Annotated in this window: 15 protein-coding genes; 7 read left to right on the forward strand and 8 right to left on the reverse strand. The window is 45.6% G+C overall.

Features of this window, described 5'->3' with window-relative positions:
• The first annotated feature begins 12 nt into the window (after positions 1-12).
• Complete coding sequence (locus PATL_RS23045) at positions 13-138, forward strand: hypothetical protein (RefSeq protein WP_301547043.1); 126 nt, start codon at positions 13-15, stop codon at positions 136-138.
• A 675-nt stretch (positions 139-813) separates the two neighbouring features.
• Positions 814-1,218: a DUF1801 domain-containing protein gene (locus PATL_RS11970; protein ID WP_011575144.1), complete on the forward strand. Its 405-nt coding sequence runs from the start codon at positions 814-816 to the stop codon at positions 1,216-1,218.
• An 89-nt stretch (positions 1,219-1,307) separates the two neighbouring features.
• On the opposite strand, the gene PATL_RS11975 is transcribed toward PATL_RS11970, so the two are convergent.
• Both PATL_RS11975 and PATL_RS11980 read right to left on the reverse strand, forming a co-directional pair.
• A complete protein-coding gene (locus PATL_RS11975; RefSeq protein ID WP_011575145.1) occupies positions 1,308-3,617 on the reverse strand; it encodes an exonuclease domain-containing protein in 2,310 nt (769 codons plus the stop codon).
• Between the two features lie 46 nt (positions 3,618-3,663).
• Positions 3,664-4,149: a CIA30 family protein gene (locus tag PATL_RS11980; RefSeq protein ID WP_011575146.1), complete on the reverse strand. Its 486-nt coding sequence runs from the start codon at positions 4,147-4,149 to the stop codon at positions 3,664-3,666.
• A 371-nt stretch (positions 4,150-4,520) separates the two neighbouring features.
• Here PATL_RS11980 and PATL_RS11985 point away from each other — a divergent pair, with 371 nt between their 5' ends.
• Positions 4,521-5,627 (forward strand): DUF2891 domain-containing protein, encoded by a 1,107-nt coding sequence (locus PATL_RS11985; protein WP_011575147.1) that lies wholly within the window; start codon positions 4,521-4,523, stop codon positions 5,625-5,627.
• A gap of 163 nt (positions 5,628-5,790) precedes the next feature.
• Here the strand turns inward: PATL_RS11985 and PATL_RS11990 are convergent, their stop codons facing one another.
• Entirely contained in the window at positions 5,791-6,636 is an 846-nt protein-coding gene (locus tag PATL_RS11990; protein ID WP_232283220.1) for an HPP family protein, read from the reverse strand.
• A gap of 358 nt (positions 6,637-6,994) precedes the next feature.
• Positions 6,995-7,654: a hypothetical protein gene (locus PATL_RS11995; protein ID WP_011575149.1), complete on the reverse strand. Its 660-nt coding sequence runs from the start codon at positions 7,652-7,654 to the stop codon at positions 6,995-6,997.
• 343 nt (positions 7,655-7,997) lie between these two features.
• Here PATL_RS11995 and PATL_RS12000 point away from each other — a divergent pair, with 343 nt between their 5' ends.
• Together PATL_RS12000 and PATL_RS12005 are read left to right on the forward strand one after the other, a co-directional pair.
• Complete coding sequence (locus PATL_RS12000) at positions 7,998-8,963, forward strand: DUF4862 family protein (protein WP_011575150.1); 966 nt, start codon at positions 7,998-8,000, stop codon at positions 8,961-8,963.
• A 121-nt stretch (positions 8,964-9,084) separates the two neighbouring features.
• Positions 9,085-9,372, forward strand: coding sequence for a hypothetical protein (locus PATL_RS12005; protein WP_011575151.1), 288 nt, complete (start codon positions 9,085-9,087; stop codon positions 9,370-9,372).
• A 199-nt stretch (positions 9,373-9,571) separates the two neighbouring features.
• On the opposite strand, the gene PATL_RS12010 is transcribed toward PATL_RS12005, so the two are convergent.
• Together PATL_RS12010 and topA are read right to left on the reverse strand one after the other, a co-directional pair.
• Complete coding sequence (locus PATL_RS12010) at positions 9,572-10,126, reverse strand: DUF2058 domain-containing protein (RefSeq protein ID WP_041713768.1); 555 nt, start codon at positions 10,124-10,126, stop codon at positions 9,572-9,574.
• 115 nt (positions 10,127-10,241) lie between these two features.
• Positions 10,242-12,881 (reverse strand): type I DNA topoisomerase, encoded by a 2,640-nt coding sequence (topA, locus tag PATL_RS12015; protein WP_011575153.1) that lies wholly within the window; start codon positions 12,879-12,881, stop codon positions 10,242-10,244.
• 315 nt (positions 12,882-13,196) lie between these two features.
• Here topA and astB point away from each other — a divergent pair, with 315 nt between their 5' ends.
• Positions 13,197-14,537, forward strand: coding sequence for an N-succinylarginine dihydrolase (astB, locus tag PATL_RS12020; RefSeq protein WP_011575154.1), 1,341 nt, complete (start codon positions 13,197-13,199; stop codon positions 14,535-14,537).
• Positions 14,538-14,659: 122 nt separating this feature from the next.
• On the opposite strand, the gene PATL_RS12025 is transcribed toward astB, so the two are convergent.
• Positions 14,660-16,843 carry an Ig-like domain-containing protein gene (locus tag PATL_RS12025; protein ID WP_011575155.1) on the reverse strand — a complete coding sequence of 728 codons (2,184 nt, stop codon included), beginning with the start codon at positions 16,841-16,843 and terminating at the stop codon, positions 14,660-14,662.
• 125 nt (positions 16,844-16,968) lie between these two features.
• On the opposite strand from PATL_RS12025, the gene PATL_RS12030 reads away from it, so the two are divergent.
• Positions 16,969-18,318 carry a dicarboxylate/amino acid:cation symporter gene (locus tag PATL_RS12030; RefSeq protein ID WP_011575156.1) on the forward strand — a complete coding sequence of 450 codons (1,350 nt, stop codon included), beginning with the start codon at positions 16,969-16,971 and terminating at the stop codon, positions 18,316-18,318.
• A 117-nt stretch (positions 18,319-18,435) separates the two neighbouring features.
• On the opposite strand, the gene lolE is transcribed toward PATL_RS12030, so the two are convergent.
• On the reverse strand, positions 18,436-19,671 hold the full coding sequence (gene lolE, locus PATL_RS12035; RefSeq protein WP_011575157.1) for a lipoprotein-releasing ABC transporter permease subunit LolE: 1,236 nt from the start codon (positions 19,669-19,671) through the stop codon (positions 18,436-18,438).
• Between the last annotated feature and the right edge of the window lie 11 nt (positions 19,672-19,682).

Genomic DNA, 19,682 nt, shown 5'->3' on the forward strand with positions numbered 1-19,682 from the left:
TTAGGATGCAACATGTGTGGAAGGCTTAATGTGATAGACAATGAGTTCGTTCAAGGCTTATGCGTCACCCTAGGTATCGATTTAACGATGACGCCGTTAGCGCCCAATCGGTTTATTCGCGCTGCAAGCGACGCGTAAATCATCCGCGAGCTTGAGGGTCAGCGTTTGTTTCAAAAAGCAACGTGGTGGCTGTTACTTGAACCGAGAGACACCGGCTTCAAACCCTCCAAATTTACCAGTTTTAATCCCCGCTACGATAAGCTAAATATACCCCGAACAGCTGGGTACCAACCTTTTAGGACGGCCCGTTGCATCATCGTTGCCAAAGGGTTTGGAGAAACTGAATTCGAACAGCGAGGTAATAAAAACATACCTAAGCACTACATGACGTTATTGCGCACAAAGGCGCTATCGCGTTTGGGGGCTTATACAAAAATATATCAACAAACAAAGCGCTGAGGTCAGCCTTGGCTGTTCAATTGTCACCTTGGCCTCACACCCTAAACTGGCGAATATTCACAGCACGTCAAGTCCCTTGATGCTGCTGCAAGAGGATACCTTGGATGCTTGGTTAAATACCCATTATCAGCAGATAGACAGCAAGTAGACAATTTCAACCACCTGATGCACCCTAGAACAAGGCAAGACTTGATCGCAACTGAAATCAATACGCCGAGCTTATACCAACCTATTGGGCCGCCTAGCGTGATCCAGCGTGACATAATGTAATTTGTAACCCCTGTCATCTGGCGTTGAATGTTAGCGGGACTCGGTTCTATCGGCCAACGTTAAAGAGTGGAGAAACCCTACATTATGACCATCGTCATTTCTGATAAGTATCCTAAAATCGCCAGAGCGCAGTTTAGCGCTATTCGAAATGAAATACGGCATATTGCTAAGGTGCATCGCTTAGGTAAAGTGGAGGAGTCGCTAAAATGGGGCGAGCCAAGTTTTTCAGTAAAAGGTGGCAGCCCTATCCGCATCGATTGGAAAGACAAAACACCAGAGCTCTTCAACGTTTATTTTCACTGCCAGACTCGGCTAATAGACACATTCAAAGAGGTGTATCCAAACAGTTTTACTTATCAGGGCAATCGCGCACTTAGTCTTCCTTTAACCAAAAGCATTTATGACACGCCATTAAACCAGTGCTTGTTAATCGCGATGACCTATCACAAGGTAAAACACTTACCACTACTGGGCGCGCAACCTACTTAAGCAGCGGGCGTTCTGCTATTCCTTAAATTCAACGCGTCATACTTACCCGTTACCAAGAAAGCTCACGGACCAGCGCACGCAGGCAAGCGTTATACTGTGTGTTTTTTCTCGTTCACCATGATCAGTAGCTCAGCAGCAGCTTGAGCATCACATAAGGCTCGGTGATGATTATCAAGAGACAATCCGTATTCTTTGCTTAATTTACCCAACGAATAAGATGGTGAGCCAGGATAATACTTACGCATTTCGCGCACTGTGCATAGCTTAGGCATAGAGAACGCTCTTTCTAATCGCCCGTATTCCAACTTAAAAAAGCCATAGTCGAAATTCACGTTGTGAGCCACGAAAATACAGTCTTGCATAAACGCCTCTAAATCATCTATGACTTCGCAAAAAAGTGGCGCGTCTTCGACCATATCATTACTGATCCCCGTCAAACGGGTAATAAAATGCGGCACCCGTCTTTCAGGGTTGATAAGGCTACTCCAGCTGTCGACCACCTTGGAGTCAATCACTTTAACCGCGCCGATTTCAGTAATGCGATGCCCCGGCTTGCATCCTCCTGTCGTTTCAACGTCAACCACGACATAGGGTTGTTGGGGGTTATAACGCCACTCTACTTGACACACCCCGACGTTAAACCCGGCATTTTGCAATGCGTCGATACTCACCAGCTGATTGGCGCGAAGTTGATCCCCCGGCGCTTTCACCTCTTCAAAGCGCAGTTGCTGATTTTCAATCACCATTAAATCTGGGTAACCATCTTTTAACCCTTGGTAGTTTTTCGCCATTGCTCTTAAGTGGTCCGCTACCCATTGCCCGTTTACATGTCGTAAGAATACGCCAATGATCTCAAGCATCTTGGGGTGCCAACGAAATATACCGTTAGGCTGGCCATAGTATCGACTTGCAACTTGCGTCAGGTATGCCATGGCATGGCTGGATACGCTGTTTATCTGGTGTTTGTTTTGAGGCTGGGGCTGGGGTTGAGATTGACATTGAGTGAACAGCGCTAAGCGCGCTTCCACCTGAGCACCTAACTCATCGTACAGACAGTTTTCTTTTATCAGGCGTGGTCTGCGGTCAAACTCTGAGCCCGTTGCGCGCTCGGCCTCATTAAACAATTCATGCCAAAACGTTAAACCAAATAGTGCCCTGAATAAGCGATTTTCGGTTCTATAAGCGAAAATATTTGCCGGCAATTGTGCTGGGGTTTGATCAAGAGATTCAGCCTGAAGCTCGCTTTGCTGTTTACCCCCATGCGCAGCATTATCCACGCATAGATTTTGCCCCTCGTAGTAGCGTTTTACGCCTAATTCCACGCGATCTTTGTACACTTCATCAATGTAAAGTTTGTGACTGTGCTCACGTAAACGCTGGGTACGCACGCTTAACTTTGCTTGATTGAACTTACGTTGGTAAAAGTCAAACGCGAACAAACTTAGTTCGTCGTCTTTCGGTACATCAAGTATCGCTTCAAGGGCCAACTTGGCGCGCTCTTTATCAAATTTATAGGTTTCTCTGATCAAGCGCTCTTGTGCTTTTTGGTGTGAAGATAAACGCCAAAATGCCAGCGCTTGTGTTTTAGCGTTCTCACAATCAATGGCTAATAAGGCGCAGCCCAGCTCGTACCAAAAGTGTGCAGCATATTCATTGGCTGTAATCCCCACGGGCGTTTGTTGCAATTCTTGCTGTTGCGCAAATTCAGTCAGTCCTTCGGGGCACAGAGATCCCAAACGCTGTTTTTGCTGAGCAAAATAGAAGGCACTTTGGGCTTCTTCAATACCGTCAAAGCGCGGGCCTTGCTGCTTAGATTTATTGCGCGTTTTAAGGACGCCCAAGTCCCGCATGGAGAACTTGTCTAGCGCGCTATTAAGATTGCCAAAAAATAAAAACAGTAAGTATTGCCACTCATCAACGAATGTTTTTACTTTGAAATCGTCGCATAAGGTATGTTGGGTGATTGCCTCAGCGCTAAGCGTACGGGCTAGCGTTAATAAAACGGCTTTGGCAGCACTTTTTTTAAACGTTACCTGTTGCGAGCTTAATAATTCGATCAATTGCGCCTTGTTCAGCGTATCGAGAAAGGGACTGACATCGCTGGTAACAACCGAACGTAACACGCCACAGTCAGTGAGTATCGCTAGCTCCCGTTGGCAGTCTTCAATTTCCCCGTAGGTTAAGGTACTGCAGGCGATGAACAGGCCTTTTCGATTTACCACACGCACAAACATGCATTGGGTGTTGTGCGCTAATTGCTCAAAGCGCTGAATAAAATCGTGATGTGCTGGCAATAATAATGCCGCGCAATGGGTCTGCGTATAAGCGAGGAACTCGTTAAAATGATCAAGGTAGTATTTCTCAGGCAATATTAGACCTGATTTCACGGGGCTTTGCATATAGGTTACGTTCTACTGAGGTATACGGGTTCTGGCACTGGCAGTCTTATCGTTCATGTAGAGTGATACTGTCAATCAATAAACAAAAGTCACCCTCTTGGCGATCGCTAATCAAAAAGCCCAGCTGTTTCACATCTAACCAATTCAGTGGTGGGGCCTCAAGCACTTTTTTGCCGCGCAACGTTGCCTTAAACTCACTCAATTTAAAGCGGAACGTTTGCCATTCATTCGCTTCAGTGGTGAACCCGACACCATAAGATGGCGCGCCTTTTTCAGTACCTGCTTTCAATCGAAACTGATAGCGCTTGCCATCACCCATAACTCGAATCGACACCTGAGTTTCGTGAGGCACGTTTGATACAAATACTCGCCGATTTACGGAGGCAAAACCACCATTGTTCTCAAGTGAAACATGCCCGCTGAACACGGCGAGTTTGTCAACATGGGATAACTGTGACTTTGATACGCCACCCATTACGCCATCGTTTACCGATTGCCAACAGTCATTTTCATTAATTTTAAAAAGATTCATCGGTGACGCGCTCACTTTCTATTATCTATTGCTTATCGCCTATTTCAACAGGCCAATATTTTCATACAGTGGTTTATACAGTATTTTACCCAGCTTTACTGTTTTGACGCAAGTTGTGAATGCATATTTGCTAATCGGAAACTATGCGCAGCTGTGAAAGTTAGCGTTTATACGCTGAAGCGGCTTATAGGTTCATCATCGTAGTTATAGTGCATTGCTGCTCTTTGCAGGATGGGTCATGTATCCGAGTATTCGCTCGTTCATTGATTCATTCTTTTTGCCAGTACCAGCGCTGCAGATTGACCACGTGTTGCAACCCCCATACACAGCGAGTATTCTGCGTTTAACAATTCCAAAAAATAAGATTTTTCATGAAAATCAAAGCCATGAGTTTGTCCATTGCGATGTACTGCGGCATCGCCTTCGCAGCACAAAATGACCAAATAATAGCACCGAGCGAGGACCAAGTGACCGATCGTTTTGCCGAACTTGCCCTTGAATGTGTGCACAAAGAATACCCCAACATCATTAAGCACATGATGACGAGCAAAGACGACGTCAAAACGCCCAAAGCGTTGTACCCTGCTTTTTACGGGTGTTTCGATTGGCATTCATCTGTACATGGCCATTGGTTGCTGACACGTATTGCCAGTCAGTACCCAGACTCAGCGCATTATCAGGATATAATGACAAGTTTGAGTCAAAGCTTTAGCCAAGCCAATATTCAGGGTGAGCTGGCTTATTTTAATCGTGAAGGCACAGGCACCAGTTTTGAGCGCCCTTATGGCTTGGCGTGGTTCTTACAGCTAACCACTGAATTACGTGAGTGGGACGACCCGCAAGCGAAAAAATGGCTAGCAACGCTTGGGCCACTGGAAGATAAAATCGTCGCGAACGTCAGCGACTGGCTACCCAAATTGTCATTTCCGATCCGTGTGGGCGAGCACAGCCAAACCGCGTTTGCCTTTGGTCTAATGTTAGACTGGAGTGAAACAGCGAACAATAGCGCCTTTAATCAACTGCTTAAAAGCACCGTAAGCCGTTTATACGCCAATGATGTTAATTGCCCATTAGCATATGAACCATCGGGCCAAGATTTCTTATCACCCTGCATTGCGGAGGCCGATTTAATGCGCCGCATTTTACCGCCCAGCGAATATGCGACTTGGTTAACATCATTTTTGCCGTCGATCCCCAAAAATGGAGACAGCCACTGGATAAGCGTAGCCACTGTCACAGATAAAAGTGACGGTAAACTCGCCCATCTGGATGGCCTAAACCTGAGCCGAGCGTGGATGCTAGAGGGAATTGCATCGGCGCTGCCAGCAGACGATAAACGAGTAGCCGCTATCCAAAGTGCAGCTCAGAAGCATCAGCAAGCCGGCATAAATTCGGTGATCCACGATATGCACTATATGGGCAGTCACTGGTTGGGCAGCTTTGCGACGTACTTAACGACCGAGCGAGGGTTGCGTTAAATTACAGCGTTTTGTGCCTCGAAAGTGCAATTGTTTATCACACTCACTTGGCGCAGGCGCCATTTATGGCGCCTATATATAAAATTAAATGAAGTAAAAGCGCAGTCAGTAGTAAAACACTTTTATGAAGCTGACTGCTGTTACTCGATGGATAACGGGGTGCTTATTCCTCTACTTTCACCCATTGCTGATTATGTTTTTCCACTTCAAAACGCGCCCATGTGTGAAACTCGCGGCGTAAACACATATGTGTTTCATAACCACCATCACCAGCTAACACTTTGTATATTACCTTGTCTTTACTGGCATGAGTGTTTGCCGGTGCTGCATCAACGACCTGGCGAATACTCCACAATCGCCCCAATTTGCCATTACTGTATATCCGCCCCGCGATAATACGGGATGGATGCGTGGTATTTTTTTCAGCATGCTTTTTGGCTAACTCCAATAAGTCCGTCAAGCCATCTGGGGTGATATCCACGTATGAATCTAACTCTTGCATAGCAGCGGCAAAATCTTCTTGGGTTAATTCATGCTCCCGCTCGGCCGATGGGGTACTAGCGCCTCTTTTTAGCTTGTGAGAAAGGTGCACCGGATAACGTCGCCAATCAAATAAACCATTAAACGCCAATGTAATAAGCATGATGACGATTAGGTTCAGCCCCAATGGCAACCATAAAAAATCATACCCCAAGGCGTTGATGTCTGCCCCGCCAACCACGATTGTAAGCGCAGTTGCTCCGCCAGGGGGATGAATGCAACGTAAGTAATACATAGCTCCTATTGCGCCGCCCACAGCAAAAGCGGCAACCCAAGACCCATGCCCTAGAAACTTTACGCTGGTTATCGCCAGCACAGCTGAAATGAGGTGCCCACCGATAACAGCCCACGGCTGCGAAAGCGCCCCGTGAGGCACAGCAAATAGCAAGACGGCGCTTGCCCCCATCGAAGCGATGATCATAATACTGCTATGCATTGTTAACAGTTGTGCTTGCACTACAAAATGCATGACCCACATTATCCCAGCGATCCCTAAAGCACCCCCTAAGGCGGATATGATTTTTTCATTGTGACTGGTGGTATTAGCAGAAATGCCAAGTAGATGTCTAAGCTCGTAAAAAAAAGAATGTAGGCGCATTAAAAAATAGAATATTTAAATTTGAGCGGGGGATCTTAGTAAAAAACACGCTCTAAAGGCAAGACATTCGCTATACCTGCTGAGTGTAAGTTAGCTGTTTAAGATCTGTATTTGTTACGCTCATGCTTTTAAAGCGGCAATTAACAGAATATATCACTGCCCCTGTGGCAAATAACCGCCACCCACGAATTGCCTAATGAGATACAGTAAGCTGCAGTCTGACAACGCATTAATCCTCCTCTTCACTTAACCCCAATGTTTTTTTCACCTGCTCAAACAAGCCATCTGACTCCCCGCGAGAGGCGATAGAGAGCCCCGCATCCGATAAATAAAAACTGTCCAGTGAAAACAAGTAGTCTCGGCTTTGTGTTAAGTACGTGACTACGTCGTCTTCATGCACGTCAGCTTCTTGTAGTTGTTTTGCATATTCCTGAGACTGTCCTAGTTCATAAAATTCTGACAACGAATTTAAATCATCTAGCTTACTTTGCAGCCTGGGGTTTCTATCGAGGTATTGTTGGAGCTGAGCGAGGCCTTTGTGTTCAGGGTCATGTTCGCTGCTAACGACCCATGCCCCCTCTTCTTGGGTGAGCTTAACATCAAAAGTAAGACCTAAACTTTTCGCTGTATCTGTGAGATCTTCAGTGACCCCGCGCATGTTGAAGCTAAGCATGTTATCTAGCGTTTGTAGATTAATGCCGTTCTCACCTGATTTTAAACGCGCTAACGCGTCATCAATGTTTCCGTTTGCTAAATTACTTTGCACATCAGACAATCCAGCAGAAATATTATTTTTCTGGGCATCTACCACACCTTGTAATGCGGCATCTGCGTCACTAGCGTTGTTAAGGTAGTCAAACAAAGTGGTCTTTGATTGTTGGATTTGCATTGCGTTGATTCCTAGATTTGCCCAAATAAAACAAAGTGGTATTTTACCGTTAGCACGCCGTGATAAATTGGCAGAGCTGCTAACGCTTATACGCATACCTAATACTGAAAATAGTGCAAACCTTGAGCCAATTGTGACAGAGACAACGTCCTTAGTCTTGAATCAGCCACACCCTGCTCACCGATACTGCAAGACGCCCTCAACACTGTGTTTAATACAAGCTCCTTATCTCAGCGAAGTATCTTTACACTTAGCGCGCGTATGTGGCTATTCGCAAGCATCTTCCTTCATGCTAAAGTTGGATAAACACCTGTTTCCCTTCACTTTTCAAAAAGGAATTCACATGAATTATTTTGTCGGCTCCTACGCCACCTCCCCTGCGTGGGAACAGTGGGACGCTGAAGCTGAACACGCTTATTTTACTAAGCTAAAGGCTCTTAAAAATGTGCAAGGTTTAGAGCACCCCTTCACCGGCTCGTTACATCCCCATGATGACGATTGGTTTATCGCTAACGTGAGTCCTGATTGGCAATTTGTATTTACCTGCGTGCCGGGCATCATGGGTGCATTGGGTAAAAACCCACACTTTGGCATCGCATCAGATGATAAAGCTGGTCGCCAAGACGCCCTCGCCTTTATGCAAAGAGCCTGTGATGCCATTGGCAAGTTAAATAAAGGCCTTGGCCGCAAGGCTGTTAAAGCCATTGAAATACAAACGGCTCCAGATCGAAGCAAAGCCGAGGGCTCGGCGAAATCTTTGCAGGATTCATTAGAAACCATGCTCAGCTGGGATTGGCACGGCGCCGATATTGTCATTGAACACTGCGACGCACTAGTACCTGAGCACGACCACGCTAAAGGCTTTTTGTCACTTGATGATGAAATAGCAGTCATAAACGAACTTAATGCAGCAAACAATGCCAACCTAGGGCTACTCATCAACTGGGGGCGTTCCGCCATTGAAAGCATGAGCACTGAAGGCGTGTTAGCGCATATTGAACACGTTAAGGCTCACGGTTTGCTCAAAGGCTTGATGTTCTCCGGTGTTACAGACCAAGATTCACCTTATGGCATTTGGAAAGACACGCACATGCCTGCAGCGAAAAACTCAACTGTTGATTTTGGCGCTGAGCATTCATTGTTGACAGAAGAAGAAATCCATCGCTCGTTAGCGGCCTGTGGAGAGGCGTTAACCCATGACTCGATTGTCGGTATAAAACTCGGTATTCGCCCCAAAGACGCGCCGCTTGAGCCTCGTGTGGGCTATAACCAATCTGCGTTGGCAATGATTGATAGATTTTTCAAGTAAGCAGTTTAATTGATTATGTTTTAGCTGAGCTAGCTTTTGCGTTTAGCCGTTTTCGATAGACGGCTGTAAACTGTGCACTTATAGGGTTTAGCCAACACACTCTTAACGTCAAAGGTGGCTCATGGAAGAAATAAAAGTAACTTGGGTTCAAGCAGCGCGCATTTGGTGGAGCTGGGCTTGGCGTTTTTTGATTTGGACGGTACCCACCGCTGTAGTTTTCGGTTTTACTATCGGCTTAGCGCTGGCCTTTCTTGGCTTATCTATCGAGCCTTTTACCCCTTATATTCAAGGGTTCGGAGCCGCTCTTGGAATCTTTTTTGGTATTTTCGCCATGAAAAACATTATGGGTAAGCAATTTAATGGCTTTAAAATTATGCTAGTAAAAACCCGTGACGAGAAAGACTTCTAGGCTGGTATTATCATAGGAAGTAATTAGTAACTGCAAAGTAAAGCCAGCGACGGACTCCCTGCGCAGCACTTTACATAACGTCACCTCAAATACCGTAAAGTGAAGTACCGTCACCTTAACTAAGTTGCTGTGGCGCAAACATGCCACACATTCATCAAAAAGCGCTATCCACAGATAGCACTATTTGGCATTCCCCCAGTTACCAACTCAAATCATCTGGAATTTCGTAGTCGGCGTACCAGTCTTCATCTTCACTGTTCTTGGCTTTTTCTTCTGGCAGAATATCGGCGCGATACAGTACGTAACTTTCATCTCGTTCAGCAATTTTATCTGCCACCGGCATAGGAATAAGTTCATACACGTCATTGAGTTTAACGATCGCAAGCTGGCCTTGCGTAATTTGGGTATGGATGTTTTTATCAACATAAATACGCTTTATTACATTATTATCACTGAAGTTACATGCAATATCGCCCACTTTACGCGATTGTTTGTTGACGTTAATCATCTGCACAATTTGTGCTTGAACCGCTTTTTTCTCTGCTTCAGCTTTGGCCTTTTGGTTCAACTCTCTATCACGGGTTTTCTTTTGCTCGGCGGCTTTTTCAGCGGCAATTTTACTTTCGTTGGTTTGTTGAACATTGTGATTCTTTTTCTCTTTTGCTTGTTTGTGTTTTTGCTGGCGCACTTGCTTCGCTTTTTTCTTGTCAGCGAGGCCTGCTTGTAAAAGTTGTTCTTGGAGTGACAATGCCATACTCGTGCCTATTGGTTTTGTAGAATGCATAAAGCCGGCAAGGATAAGTTACCGGCTTTTTATTATGGGTAATCAATACTTTATTATAAGTAATGAGGACTGGGTTTCAAAAGCGCTATTTTGCTTTTTTACGCTTATCTTCTACCGTCCATTTGTTATCTGTGTACCAAGCGGACCAACCAGTGGCTTTGCCCTCTTCGTTTTCACTCATAACATATTGTTGCTTGGTTTTACGACTGTAGCGCACGAGCGTGTCGTTACCGTCAGGATCTTTAGCCGGCGCATCTGCCAAGTAATAAAACTTAGGTGAAATGCGATCCCTAAAGCGCGCTAATTCAGCCACAAGCGGCGCACGAGTTTCCCGTGATTTAGGGAAATTATGCGCTGCCATGAAAATACCCGAGGCACCATCACGCAATACAAAATGCGCATCTGATTTAGTACACTCTAATTCAGGCAAATCCACTGGGTCTTCTTTAGGCGGCGCAGCTTCACCGTTTCGCAGTAACTTACGGGTGTTCTTACATTCTTCGTTAGTACAACCAAAGTACTTTCCGAAGCGGCCGTTTTTAAGCTCCATGTTTGAACCACATTTGTCGCACTCGATAATGGGGCCGTCATAACCTTTTATTTTGAACGTGCCTTCTTCAACTTCGATACCGGGGCACGTAGGCGTATTACCACACACATGCAGTTTACGAGTTTCATCCACCAAGTAGCTATCCATGGCGGTAGCACAAATCGGACAACGTCGTTTCGCTCTCAGTAACTCAGTCTCAAGCTCTTCTTCGTCATCTACCTTGATAACTTCGTCACCAGAGGTGAGGTTCATGGTGCCGGTGCAGCGCTCTTTCGGTGGTAAGTTATAACCAGAGCAACCTAAAAACACACCGGTACTGGCGGTACGCACGTTCATTGGGCGACCACATTTGGGGCAGGCAATATCTGTTGGTACCGCTTGGTTTAAGCGCATACCGCCGTCTTCGGGATCTTTTTCCGCTAGGTGCAACTTCTGTTCGAAATCACCGTAAAAATCGTTGAGTACGTCTTTCCACGAGACTTTGCCGTTGGCAATTTCATCTAGCTCTTGTTCCATCTTGGCGGTGAAATCAAAACTCAGCAGATTATCAAAATTCTCCAGCAAGCGATCGTTGACTATTTCACCCATTTTTTCAGCATAGAAACGCTTACTCTCAAGGCGCACATAACCGCGATCTTGGATGGTAGAAATGATACTAGCGTAGGTTGATGGGCGACCAATACCGCGTTTTTCCAGTTCTTTTACCAAGGATGCTTCATTAAAACGAGCCACAGGTTTAGTAAAATGCTGCTTCGGATCAAGTTGTTTAAGATTAAGACTTTCGCCTTCTTTTACATCCGGCAACAAGAAGTCTTCTTCGCCTTTCTTACGCTGAGGGTTTTGTACTTTAGTCCAACCGTCGAACTTCAACACGCGACCTTTTGCGGTCAACTCATAACCATTAGCTGATACGCGAATGGTGCTCGCATCGTATTTTGCAGGTGTCATTTGACAAGCAACAAACTGACGCCAAATAAGCTCGTATAAGCGTTGCGCGTCACGTTCCATTTCAGATAAAGACTCTGATTTAAGCAGCACATTTGACGGGCGGATAGCCTCGTGGGCTTCTTGAGCACCTTCTTTGCTACCGTACTTCAGGGCATTTTCTGGTAAGTATTTATCACCAAAATTATCACCGATATAATCACGACAGGCATCGACCGCTTCTTTGCTTAAATTGGTTGAGTCGGTACGCATATACGTGATGTGACCCGCTTCATACAAGCGTTGAGCCATCATCATGGTCTTCTTTACACCAAAGCCTAAGCGCGTGCTGGCGGCTTGTTGCAAAGTTGAGGTTATAAAAGGTGCTGATGGACGAGATTGAGTCGGTTTTGAATCACGACTCACAACCTTGTAATCAGCCCCTTCTAAATCGGATAAGGCCGCATCTGTTTGCGCTTTATTGACCGGCTTAAATGCTTTGTCATTGTATTTAGCAACTTGCATACGCAGGTCACTTTGTTTTGCCGTGACTAGGTCCGCGTGCACGTCCCAAAACTCTTCGGGTACAAAGGCCTTAATTTCACGTTCACGCTCAACGACAAGACGTACAGCAACAGATTGAACACGACCAGCGGATAAGCCTCGAGCGACCTTTTTCCATAATAATGGCGACACCATGAAGCCCACAATACGATCGAGGAATCGACGAGCTTGCTGTGCATTAACCCGCTCAACGTTGACTTTCCCAGGTTCAGAGAAGGCTTCTTGAATGGCGTTTTTGGTGATTTCGTTAAACACCACACGCTGATAATCTTTTGAGGGATCATCGATCAATTCTTGTAGATGCCAAGCGATGGCTTCCCCTTCTCTATCCAAATCCGTTGCGAGATAGATAGTGTCAGCATTTTTGGCTAACTTTTTAAGTTCGTTAACGACTTTTTCTTTACCGTTAAGGACCTCGTAATGGGCTTCCCAATCGTTTTTCGGATCGACGCCCATACGATCAACTAATTTGCGATATTCATGCTCGCGTAAATACGATTCACGCTTTTTTTCCGATAATAATTTTAGCTCTTTTGCCGGTTTTTTAGGCGGAACTTTGCCTAAAGCTTTCGTTGGAAGGTCTCGAACGTGGCCTACACTAGATTTAACAATAAAATCTTTTCCGAGATATTTATTAATTGTTTTCGCCTTTGCCGGTGATTCGACAATGACCAGAGACTTTGCCATATAATTAGTCTTAACCTTTGTATTTATTAGGGTTTTTAGATGAACCGTAGAAGAATTGTTCGTTCACCTCTATAAAATGCTTTTTAACATATATCGACAAAGTGAATAGAAAACAAGTTCTTCTTCATACTTATCCGATAATCGTCATACGTAAGCACGATTCACTGTTCATAATTTAATCACCTCGATTGGCAGCGACTTTAAAACCAGTATAATGCCGACCATGACACACCTAGATGAAGATGGAATGGTCATTTTCAAGGTCAACTTTTTCGCTTTTAGTTTAGCGAATACTGATGCGCACATGAGGATAGAATGAAGCAGTTTGAAGTGAATTTTGATGGACTCGTTGGACCAACCCACAACTATGCTGGTTTATCATACGGTAACGTTGCCTCGCTAAATAATGCGAGTGCACAGAGTAGCCCTAAACAAGCCGCTAAGCAGGGCTTGAAGAAAATGAAAGCCCTAGCTGACCTTGGCATGATTCAGGGCGTGTTGGCTCCTCAGGCGCGTCCTGACGTGGATGCGTTACGTCGTTTAGGCTTTTCCGGCTCTGACGCCAATGTTTTGCAGCAAGCTGCTAAGCAAGCCCCCGCTATATTTCAAGCCTGTTGTTCAGCATCTAGCATGTGGACAGCCAACGCCGCTACGGTTTCCCCTAGTGCGGATACCGCCGATGGTAAGGTCCATTTTACTCCTGCGAATCTGACCAATAAATATCACCGCTCTTTGGAGCCCCAAGTCACTGGCAATATTCTCAAAGCCACATTTGCTAATCAGCAGTATTTCAGTCACCACAATCATTTGCCCGACAATGAGCATTTTGGTGATGAGGGCGCAGCAAACCATACGCGCTTGTGTCGTGAGTACGGCGAAAGGGGTGTCGAGTTATTCGTATATGGGCGTTATGCCTTTGATAAAAGCAAACCAGCACCGGTAAAATTCCCTGCTCGTCAAACATTTGAAGCCAGTCAAGCCGTTGCCCGCTTACATGGACTAAGTGACGACAACGTCGTGTTTATTCAGCAAAACCCAGATTTAATCGACCAAGGTGTTTTCCATAATGACGTGATTTCTGTGGGGAACCAAAATGTGCTCTTCTATCACGAGCAGGCTTTCCTAGATACGGATAAAGCATTCGCTGAAATCAAGCAAAAATACGGTGCGGGCGATTTACACTTTATCAAGGTAATAACAGAGCAAGTAAGTTTACAAGATGCCATAAAAAGCTACTTGTTTAATACCCAACTGGTGACACTGGCGAACGGCGAGATGGCGATCATAGCCCCTACCGATTGCGAAGAGAATCCTGCGGTTTCAGCTTATCTAAATGAGCTGGTTAGCCTAAATACGCCGATAAAACACATTCGCTACTACGATGTAAAACAAAGCATGCGAAACGGCGGTGGGCCTGCCTGTCTGAGGTTACGCGTAGCCATGAACGAGACTGAATTGGCCGCAGTAAATCAAAGCACTATGATGAATGATGCCCAGTTCGAACGCTTAAATAATTGGGTTGATAAACATTACCGTGACCGTTTATCGGTAGATGATTTGCGTGATGTCGCCTTGCTCAATGAGTCTCGTACAGCCCTTGACGAACTCACCCAGTTATTGAAACTCGGGTCGGTTTATCCGTTCCAAAAAGTCTAAAGCGTTGTCTTATTTTTTGGGGATTTAAAGCTGTTTAGGTTGTTTAAATCCATTAAAGAGAGCATAAAAAAAGCCCTATATCACGGTTGTGATATAGGGCTTTCTAGTTTGAAATGTTCTGTTTATAAAATGTCGTTGCAGTTGGCTGACTCACCATAAGGATTTGCGGGAGGTGCTGACGCTGAGTCTGTTAAATCGTCCGCTGCTACGCCTAAACCATAATCATGTTGCTCAGATGACTCGCTGCCTTGAGATTCACCGTTAGCGGTAATGGATACGGTTGTCCATGCTCCAAACGCTTTTGGATAACTAAGGGTAAATACTACCTGGCCATTTTCATCCGTCGTCCCCTGAGATTGAACTGCTACAACGTTGCCAGGTGTTAATTGTTCATCACCGTTTATATCTTCACCTTCGTCAAGAATACCATTTCCGTTAACATCTTCGTTATCACACACCGCCGTAACATTTTTATTCCAGATGTTAGTAGTGGTATTAAACATCCAGAATCCTTTCTCGTACGTTCCCCCTTGTTTGAAAGGCTTTGGCGGCGCTGAAAAGGTAATGTTGGCATTTTCCACCGGGTTAGAATCAGGGTCGGTTACAAATGCTGAGAACTCTTTTGTGTAAGATGATTCAGTGGGCGATTGAATGGTATTGCCCGTACCAAAGACGATATCGAACGGCTTGTCACCCACCGTTAGCAAAGTGAAGGCCGACACGCTTTGGGTATCATCTACTGTGCCGTACACCTTCACCCCTTCAAATGTGCTTAATGCATTTGAGGTATACACCGTTTTCGCAATGCCGCTTCTATCTGTTGTGGCTTGATTCGGTGAAATTTGCCCACCGCTCACATCATCCAGTAAAAAGTTAATGGTTTTGCCTTTGACCAAATTGCCTCGAGCATCGCGCACCACTGCGCTAATGGTACTAATTTCACCTGTGGGGCCGATAGAGTCAGGTGTGGCATCCACTATGATGTTATCCGCTACCGTCGCAGCGAATTCTATTTGAGTGCGCGCCGTCACTTGATTGCCGCCACTGTCCGTGCCCGTCGCTGAAACCGTTGCAAACCCCGCATTATCAGATGAGATAGAGAAACTCACTAAGCCATCACTATCAGTATTTTTAGTGCGCGTGGCTATGGCCCCTCTTGAGGTGGTCAACGTTACTTGAGCACCCGATACCGCAATGTTGTTTGATAACCACGTTAACCCAAGGGACTGAGCGTCGTTCAGGTTAACTTCTTCAGTAGGTACACTGGTGAAACTAAAGTTATCCGCTTGAACCGCCAAGGTGAATTCACTCTCATCGTTTAGGGCACTGGCCGAAATCGTTTCAACTCCAGATGTATTGCCCGTATAAGTAACAGTGACTTGACCATTGGTGCCTGTCGTCGGTGTGGTGGTGCTTAACAGCCCGTTAGCAGCCGATAAGTTAACCTGCTGATTGGCTATACCATTGCCATCTGAGTCAAGTAAGCTAATGGTTAAATCAACGGGGTCGTTCAATATGACTGAACTTGGACCATCAATATTCACCGTGGTGCCTATAACAGATATCAATAAAGTCTGGCTCAATGTGCCGCTTGTGGCTGTCACTTGAATATCACGATTCTGACGGTTATTTTGCGTCGTCAATGACGCCGTTGCTTGGCCATCATTGCCTGTTGTGCCCTGCGTAATCAGTAACGCCGCGTCAGCATCAGCTGAGAACACCACATCAACTCCTTCCATCAAAACGTTTTGCGCATTTTTAAGCAGTGCGATTAGCGCTATGCTGTCGGTGCCGCTTGAAGGCAATTGTACTGCACCTGCAAATAAGTCGAGCGAGCTGGGCTGCTCATTCACTTGTGTAGTGCCTTGTGAGGTAAAGGTTGTGCTAGCTGACTCTCCGCCAGTGAGGGTTGCTATAACCTCTCCAGAGCCTGAGCTCCCCCCCACCAATAAGGTTATGCTGGCCTCACCTGTTGTGCCGGTTGAAGCAGTACCTGAGTCATTATTAAAATCAGCTAAGCCTTCTGGGCTGAAGGTAAAGGTGACAAGCTTATCTGTCGCGATAGCCCCTGTATTGTCGGTTACCCGAGCAGTTAGCGTTAGCGGGGTAGACGCACTTAGTTGCGAAGCAGTTTGCTGGTTTGAATCTGTTAAGGTTAGGGCAATTGAATAGGTAGTGGTGTCGCTTGGGTTATCACCTGAGTTAGGTGTCTCGCCCCTGGTGATTGAATCAGAGCCGCCTCCCCCACAGGCAAATAAAGTAAACAATATAAAGCTGCTTAAAAGCAATCTTGTGCGTTGATACATACAAATAGTCCTTTGTTTTTAACAGTTAACCAATGCGGTGTGTCACACATATGAACATTTTAATTGTTCAGCTTATTGGGCAAACTTGCTAACCTATGGGCAATAATAATAAATTCAGGAAAATCATGAGCCAATCCCTCCCCTCCAACCCCGAAAAATTCAGTTTAACAGCCAGAATATTTTTCGGCATGCTGGCCGGTATCGTTATCGGTGGCCTTCTCCAGCAACTGTTTGATGATAGCGGAGATTTTTCGTTTAGTGTATTTGGGTTAGAGGTTTCTACGTATGGACTTTTAGTCGATGGTATATTTAATGTTGTCGGGCAAATTTTTATCGCCAGCCTCAAAATGCTTGTCGTGCCCTTGGTGTTTGTTTCATTGGTTTGCGGTACCGCAAGTTTGTCGGATCCCAGTAAACTAGGGCGTTTAGGCGGCAAGTCTATTCTGCTTTATATCGGCACAACCGCCATTGCCATTTCTCTAGCGGTTGGTTTTGCACTTTTGGTCTCCCCAGGTGAATCGATTAGCATGACCACGGACGCTGCCTATCAAGCAAAAGAGGCCCCGAGTCTTGGTCAAGTCATTATCAATATGATGCCTTCAAACCCAGTCAGCGCGATGGCCGAAGGTAATATGCTACAAATCATCGTGTTTTCGGTGTTATTCGGCGTGGCTATGTCGATGGCGGGTGAAGCAGGTAAACGTTTAACGTCTATGTTTGAAGATCTTAGCGAAGTAGTGATGAAACTGGTCACTATATTAATGAACCTAGCGCCATATGGCGTATTTGTTTTAATGGCCAAACTTTTCGCCACCATCGGTTTTGATACCATTGCCGGTTTGCTTAAATACTTCTTGCTAGTGATGTTCGTACTAATGGTGCATGCGTTTGTGTCATACCCCATTATTTTGAAGCTTTTAAGTGGACTCAGTCCAATCATCTTACTGCGAAAGATGCGTGACGCAGCCATTTTCGCTTTTAGTACCTCAAGCAGCGGCGCGACCTTACCGGTTACGCTAGAAACGGCAACCAACAAACTTGGCGTTAAGCCTTCTGTTGCATCTTTCACCATTCCTCTTGGCGCGACAATAAACATGGATGGCACCGCGATTATGCAAGGCGTGGCGACGGTGTTCATCGCACAGGTTTATGGTATCGATTTATCCCTAGGCGATTACATGATGGTGATAGTGACCGCAACACTAGCATCCGTTGGTACAGCGGGTGTGCCTGGTGTTGGTTTGATCATGCTGGCCATGGTGCTACAACAAGTCAATTTGCCGGTTGAAGGCATTGCTTTAATTATCGGCGTTGATCGTCTACTCGATATGACACGCACCTCGGTTAACGTGACAGGTGACTGTATGGTGGCCTGCATCGTCGCCAAAAGTGAGGGAGAATTTGATATTGACAGATACAAGGATCCTGACGCAGGTAAAGAGGAAGAAACATTGCATTCGCCAAAAGCGAGTTAGCCGTTGCTCATCATGAGCGGCCGCTAACAATGCGAGCCATAGAATGATAAAAGGCAGTGCATTAAAAACGCACTGCCTTTTTTATGGTTGAGTTTTAAGGTTAAGCTATCTACCCTTCTAATGCCCCAAAACAGTGGCGGGGTTAACCCTAGCTGCCTTGCGCGCAGGATAAAGCGTTGCCAGCAAGGTCAATGCGATAGCGATGAAGCCGGTAATATAGACCTCATGCCATTTCAAGGCAGACGGTAAGAAGTTGATAAAGTAAATATCTCCGGATAAAAACTGAAAACCTGTTAGACGTTCAATACCTTGGGCGACCGAAGATAAATTTAACGCCATTAAAACGCCGCAAACCAAACCAATTACAGTGCCTATTAGGCCATTTATGAGGCCCTGGAGCATAAAAATCAGAATAATACTGCGGTCGGTTGTACCCATTGTTTTGAGCATGGCAATTTCAGATTGCTTCTCGTTTACCGCCATCACTAACGTCGACACAATATTAAAACACGCCACACCTATCACAAGTATCAACGTGATATACACCACCACACGCACCAATTGAATATCTTGGTATAAGTGACCTTGGGTCCGAGTCCAATCAGACATGAAGACTTCATGGGGGAAACCGTAACCGATCTCACGGGTAATCATGGGGGCGGCGAATGGGTCGTGATAGCGAAAACGCAAACCTTGCACGCCATGAGTGACCCCTAGGGTTTCTGAGGCCAATGGCAAATGCATATAGCCAATGTGATTATCTAACTCACCGCCAATTTTAACTTCACCGACCACGGTTAACCAAAGTGTTTTAGGAGCCCGAATGGACAAGTCATCACTTAACTGAGGTAGCAGCAGTTTCACTTTATCGCCTAACAAAATACCCAGTTTAGCCATCGCTCCAGCCCCCAGCATTACGCCCTGCTGATTGGCGCTAAACGCCTGCCATTGCTCGGCTGGTACACTGCTAAGCATGCCGTCATTTTCTGCGTACTTAGTATCGATGCCCACTAACTCAATGGCTTTCATTTTTTTGCCTTTCTGCAACATGCCCGTGGCCTTTGTGTAGGGCTGAACAGACTCAATGCGCGGGTCTGACTGTAAGGCTGTTACTTCTTTTTGCCAATCGGAAATACCCTGACTACTGACGGCATATAGTTCACCATGTGGAATGATTGATAAAAGTCGGTCTTTAAGTTCTCGTTCAAAGCCATTCATAACAGATAGCAACAAAATCAGTACGAAACAGCCTAAGGCTATGCCAAATGTTGACGAAGCAGAAATAAACGAAATGTAGCCATTTTGCTGCTTACTGCTGCGAAATCGCCACGCCAATTGAAAAATCAAATTCATCTAATTTCTAC

The organism is Paraglaciecola sp. T6c, assembly GCF_000014225.1.
In the GTDB taxonomy this organism is placed as follows: Bacteria; Pseudomonadota; Gammaproteobacteria; order Enterobacterales; family Alteromonadaceae; genus Paraglaciecola; species Paraglaciecola atlantica_A.

Bases quoted from the DNA above. Each gene is read 5' to 3' on its own strand.
- PATL_RS23045 (WP_301547043.1), top strand. From the start codon at position 13: ATGTGTGGAAGGCTTAATGTGATAGACAATGAGTTCGTTCAAGGCTTA.
- PATL_RS11970 (WP_011575144.1), top strand. From the start codon at position 814: ATGACCATCGTCATTTCTGATAAGTATCCTAAAATCGCCAGAGCGCAG.
- PATL_RS11975 (WP_011575145.1), bottom strand. From the start codon at position 3,617: ATGCAAAGCCCCGTGAAATCAGGTCTAATATTGCCTGAGAAATACTAC.
- PATL_RS11980 (WP_011575146.1), bottom strand. From the start codon at position 4,149: ATGAATCTTTTTAAAATTAATGAAAATGACTGTTGGCAATCGGTAAAC.
- PATL_RS11985 (WP_011575147.1), top strand. From the start codon at position 4,521: ATGAAAATCAAAGCCATGAGTTTGTCCATTGCGATGTACTGCGGCATC.
- PATL_RS11990 (WP_232283220.1), bottom strand. From the start codon at position 6,636: ATGCATTTTGTAGTGCAAGCACAACTGTTAACAATGCATAGCAGTATT.
- PATL_RS11995 (WP_011575149.1), bottom strand. From the start codon at position 7,654: ATGCAAATCCAACAATCAAAGACCACTTTGTTTGACTACCTTAACAAC.
- PATL_RS12000 (WP_011575150.1), top strand. From the start codon at position 7,998: ATGAATTATTTTGTCGGCTCCTACGCCACCTCCCCTGCGTGGGAACAG.
- PATL_RS12005 (WP_011575151.1), top strand. From the start codon at position 9,085: ATGGAAGAAATAAAAGTAACTTGGGTTCAAGCAGCGCGCATTTGGTGG.
- PATL_RS12010 (WP_041713768.1), bottom strand. From the start codon at position 10,126: ATGGCATTGTCACTCCAAGAACAACTTTTACAAGCAGGCCTCGCTGAC.
- topA (WP_011575153.1), bottom strand. From the start codon at position 12,881: ATGGCAAAGTCTCTGGTCATTGTCGAATCACCGGCAAAGGCGAAAACA.
- astB (WP_011575154.1), top strand. From the start codon at position 13,197: ATGAAGCAGTTTGAAGTGAATTTTGATGGACTCGTTGGACCAACCCAC.
- PATL_RS12025 (WP_011575155.1), bottom strand. From the start codon at position 16,843: ATGTATCAACGCACAAGATTGCTTTTAAGCAGCTTTATATTGTTTACT.
- PATL_RS12030 (WP_011575156.1), top strand. From the start codon at position 16,969: ATGAGCCAATCCCTCCCCTCCAACCCCGAAAAATTCAGTTTAACAGCC.
- lolE (WP_011575157.1), bottom strand. From the start codon at position 19,671: ATGAATTTGATTTTTCAATTGGCGTGGCGATTTCGCAGCAGTAAGCAG.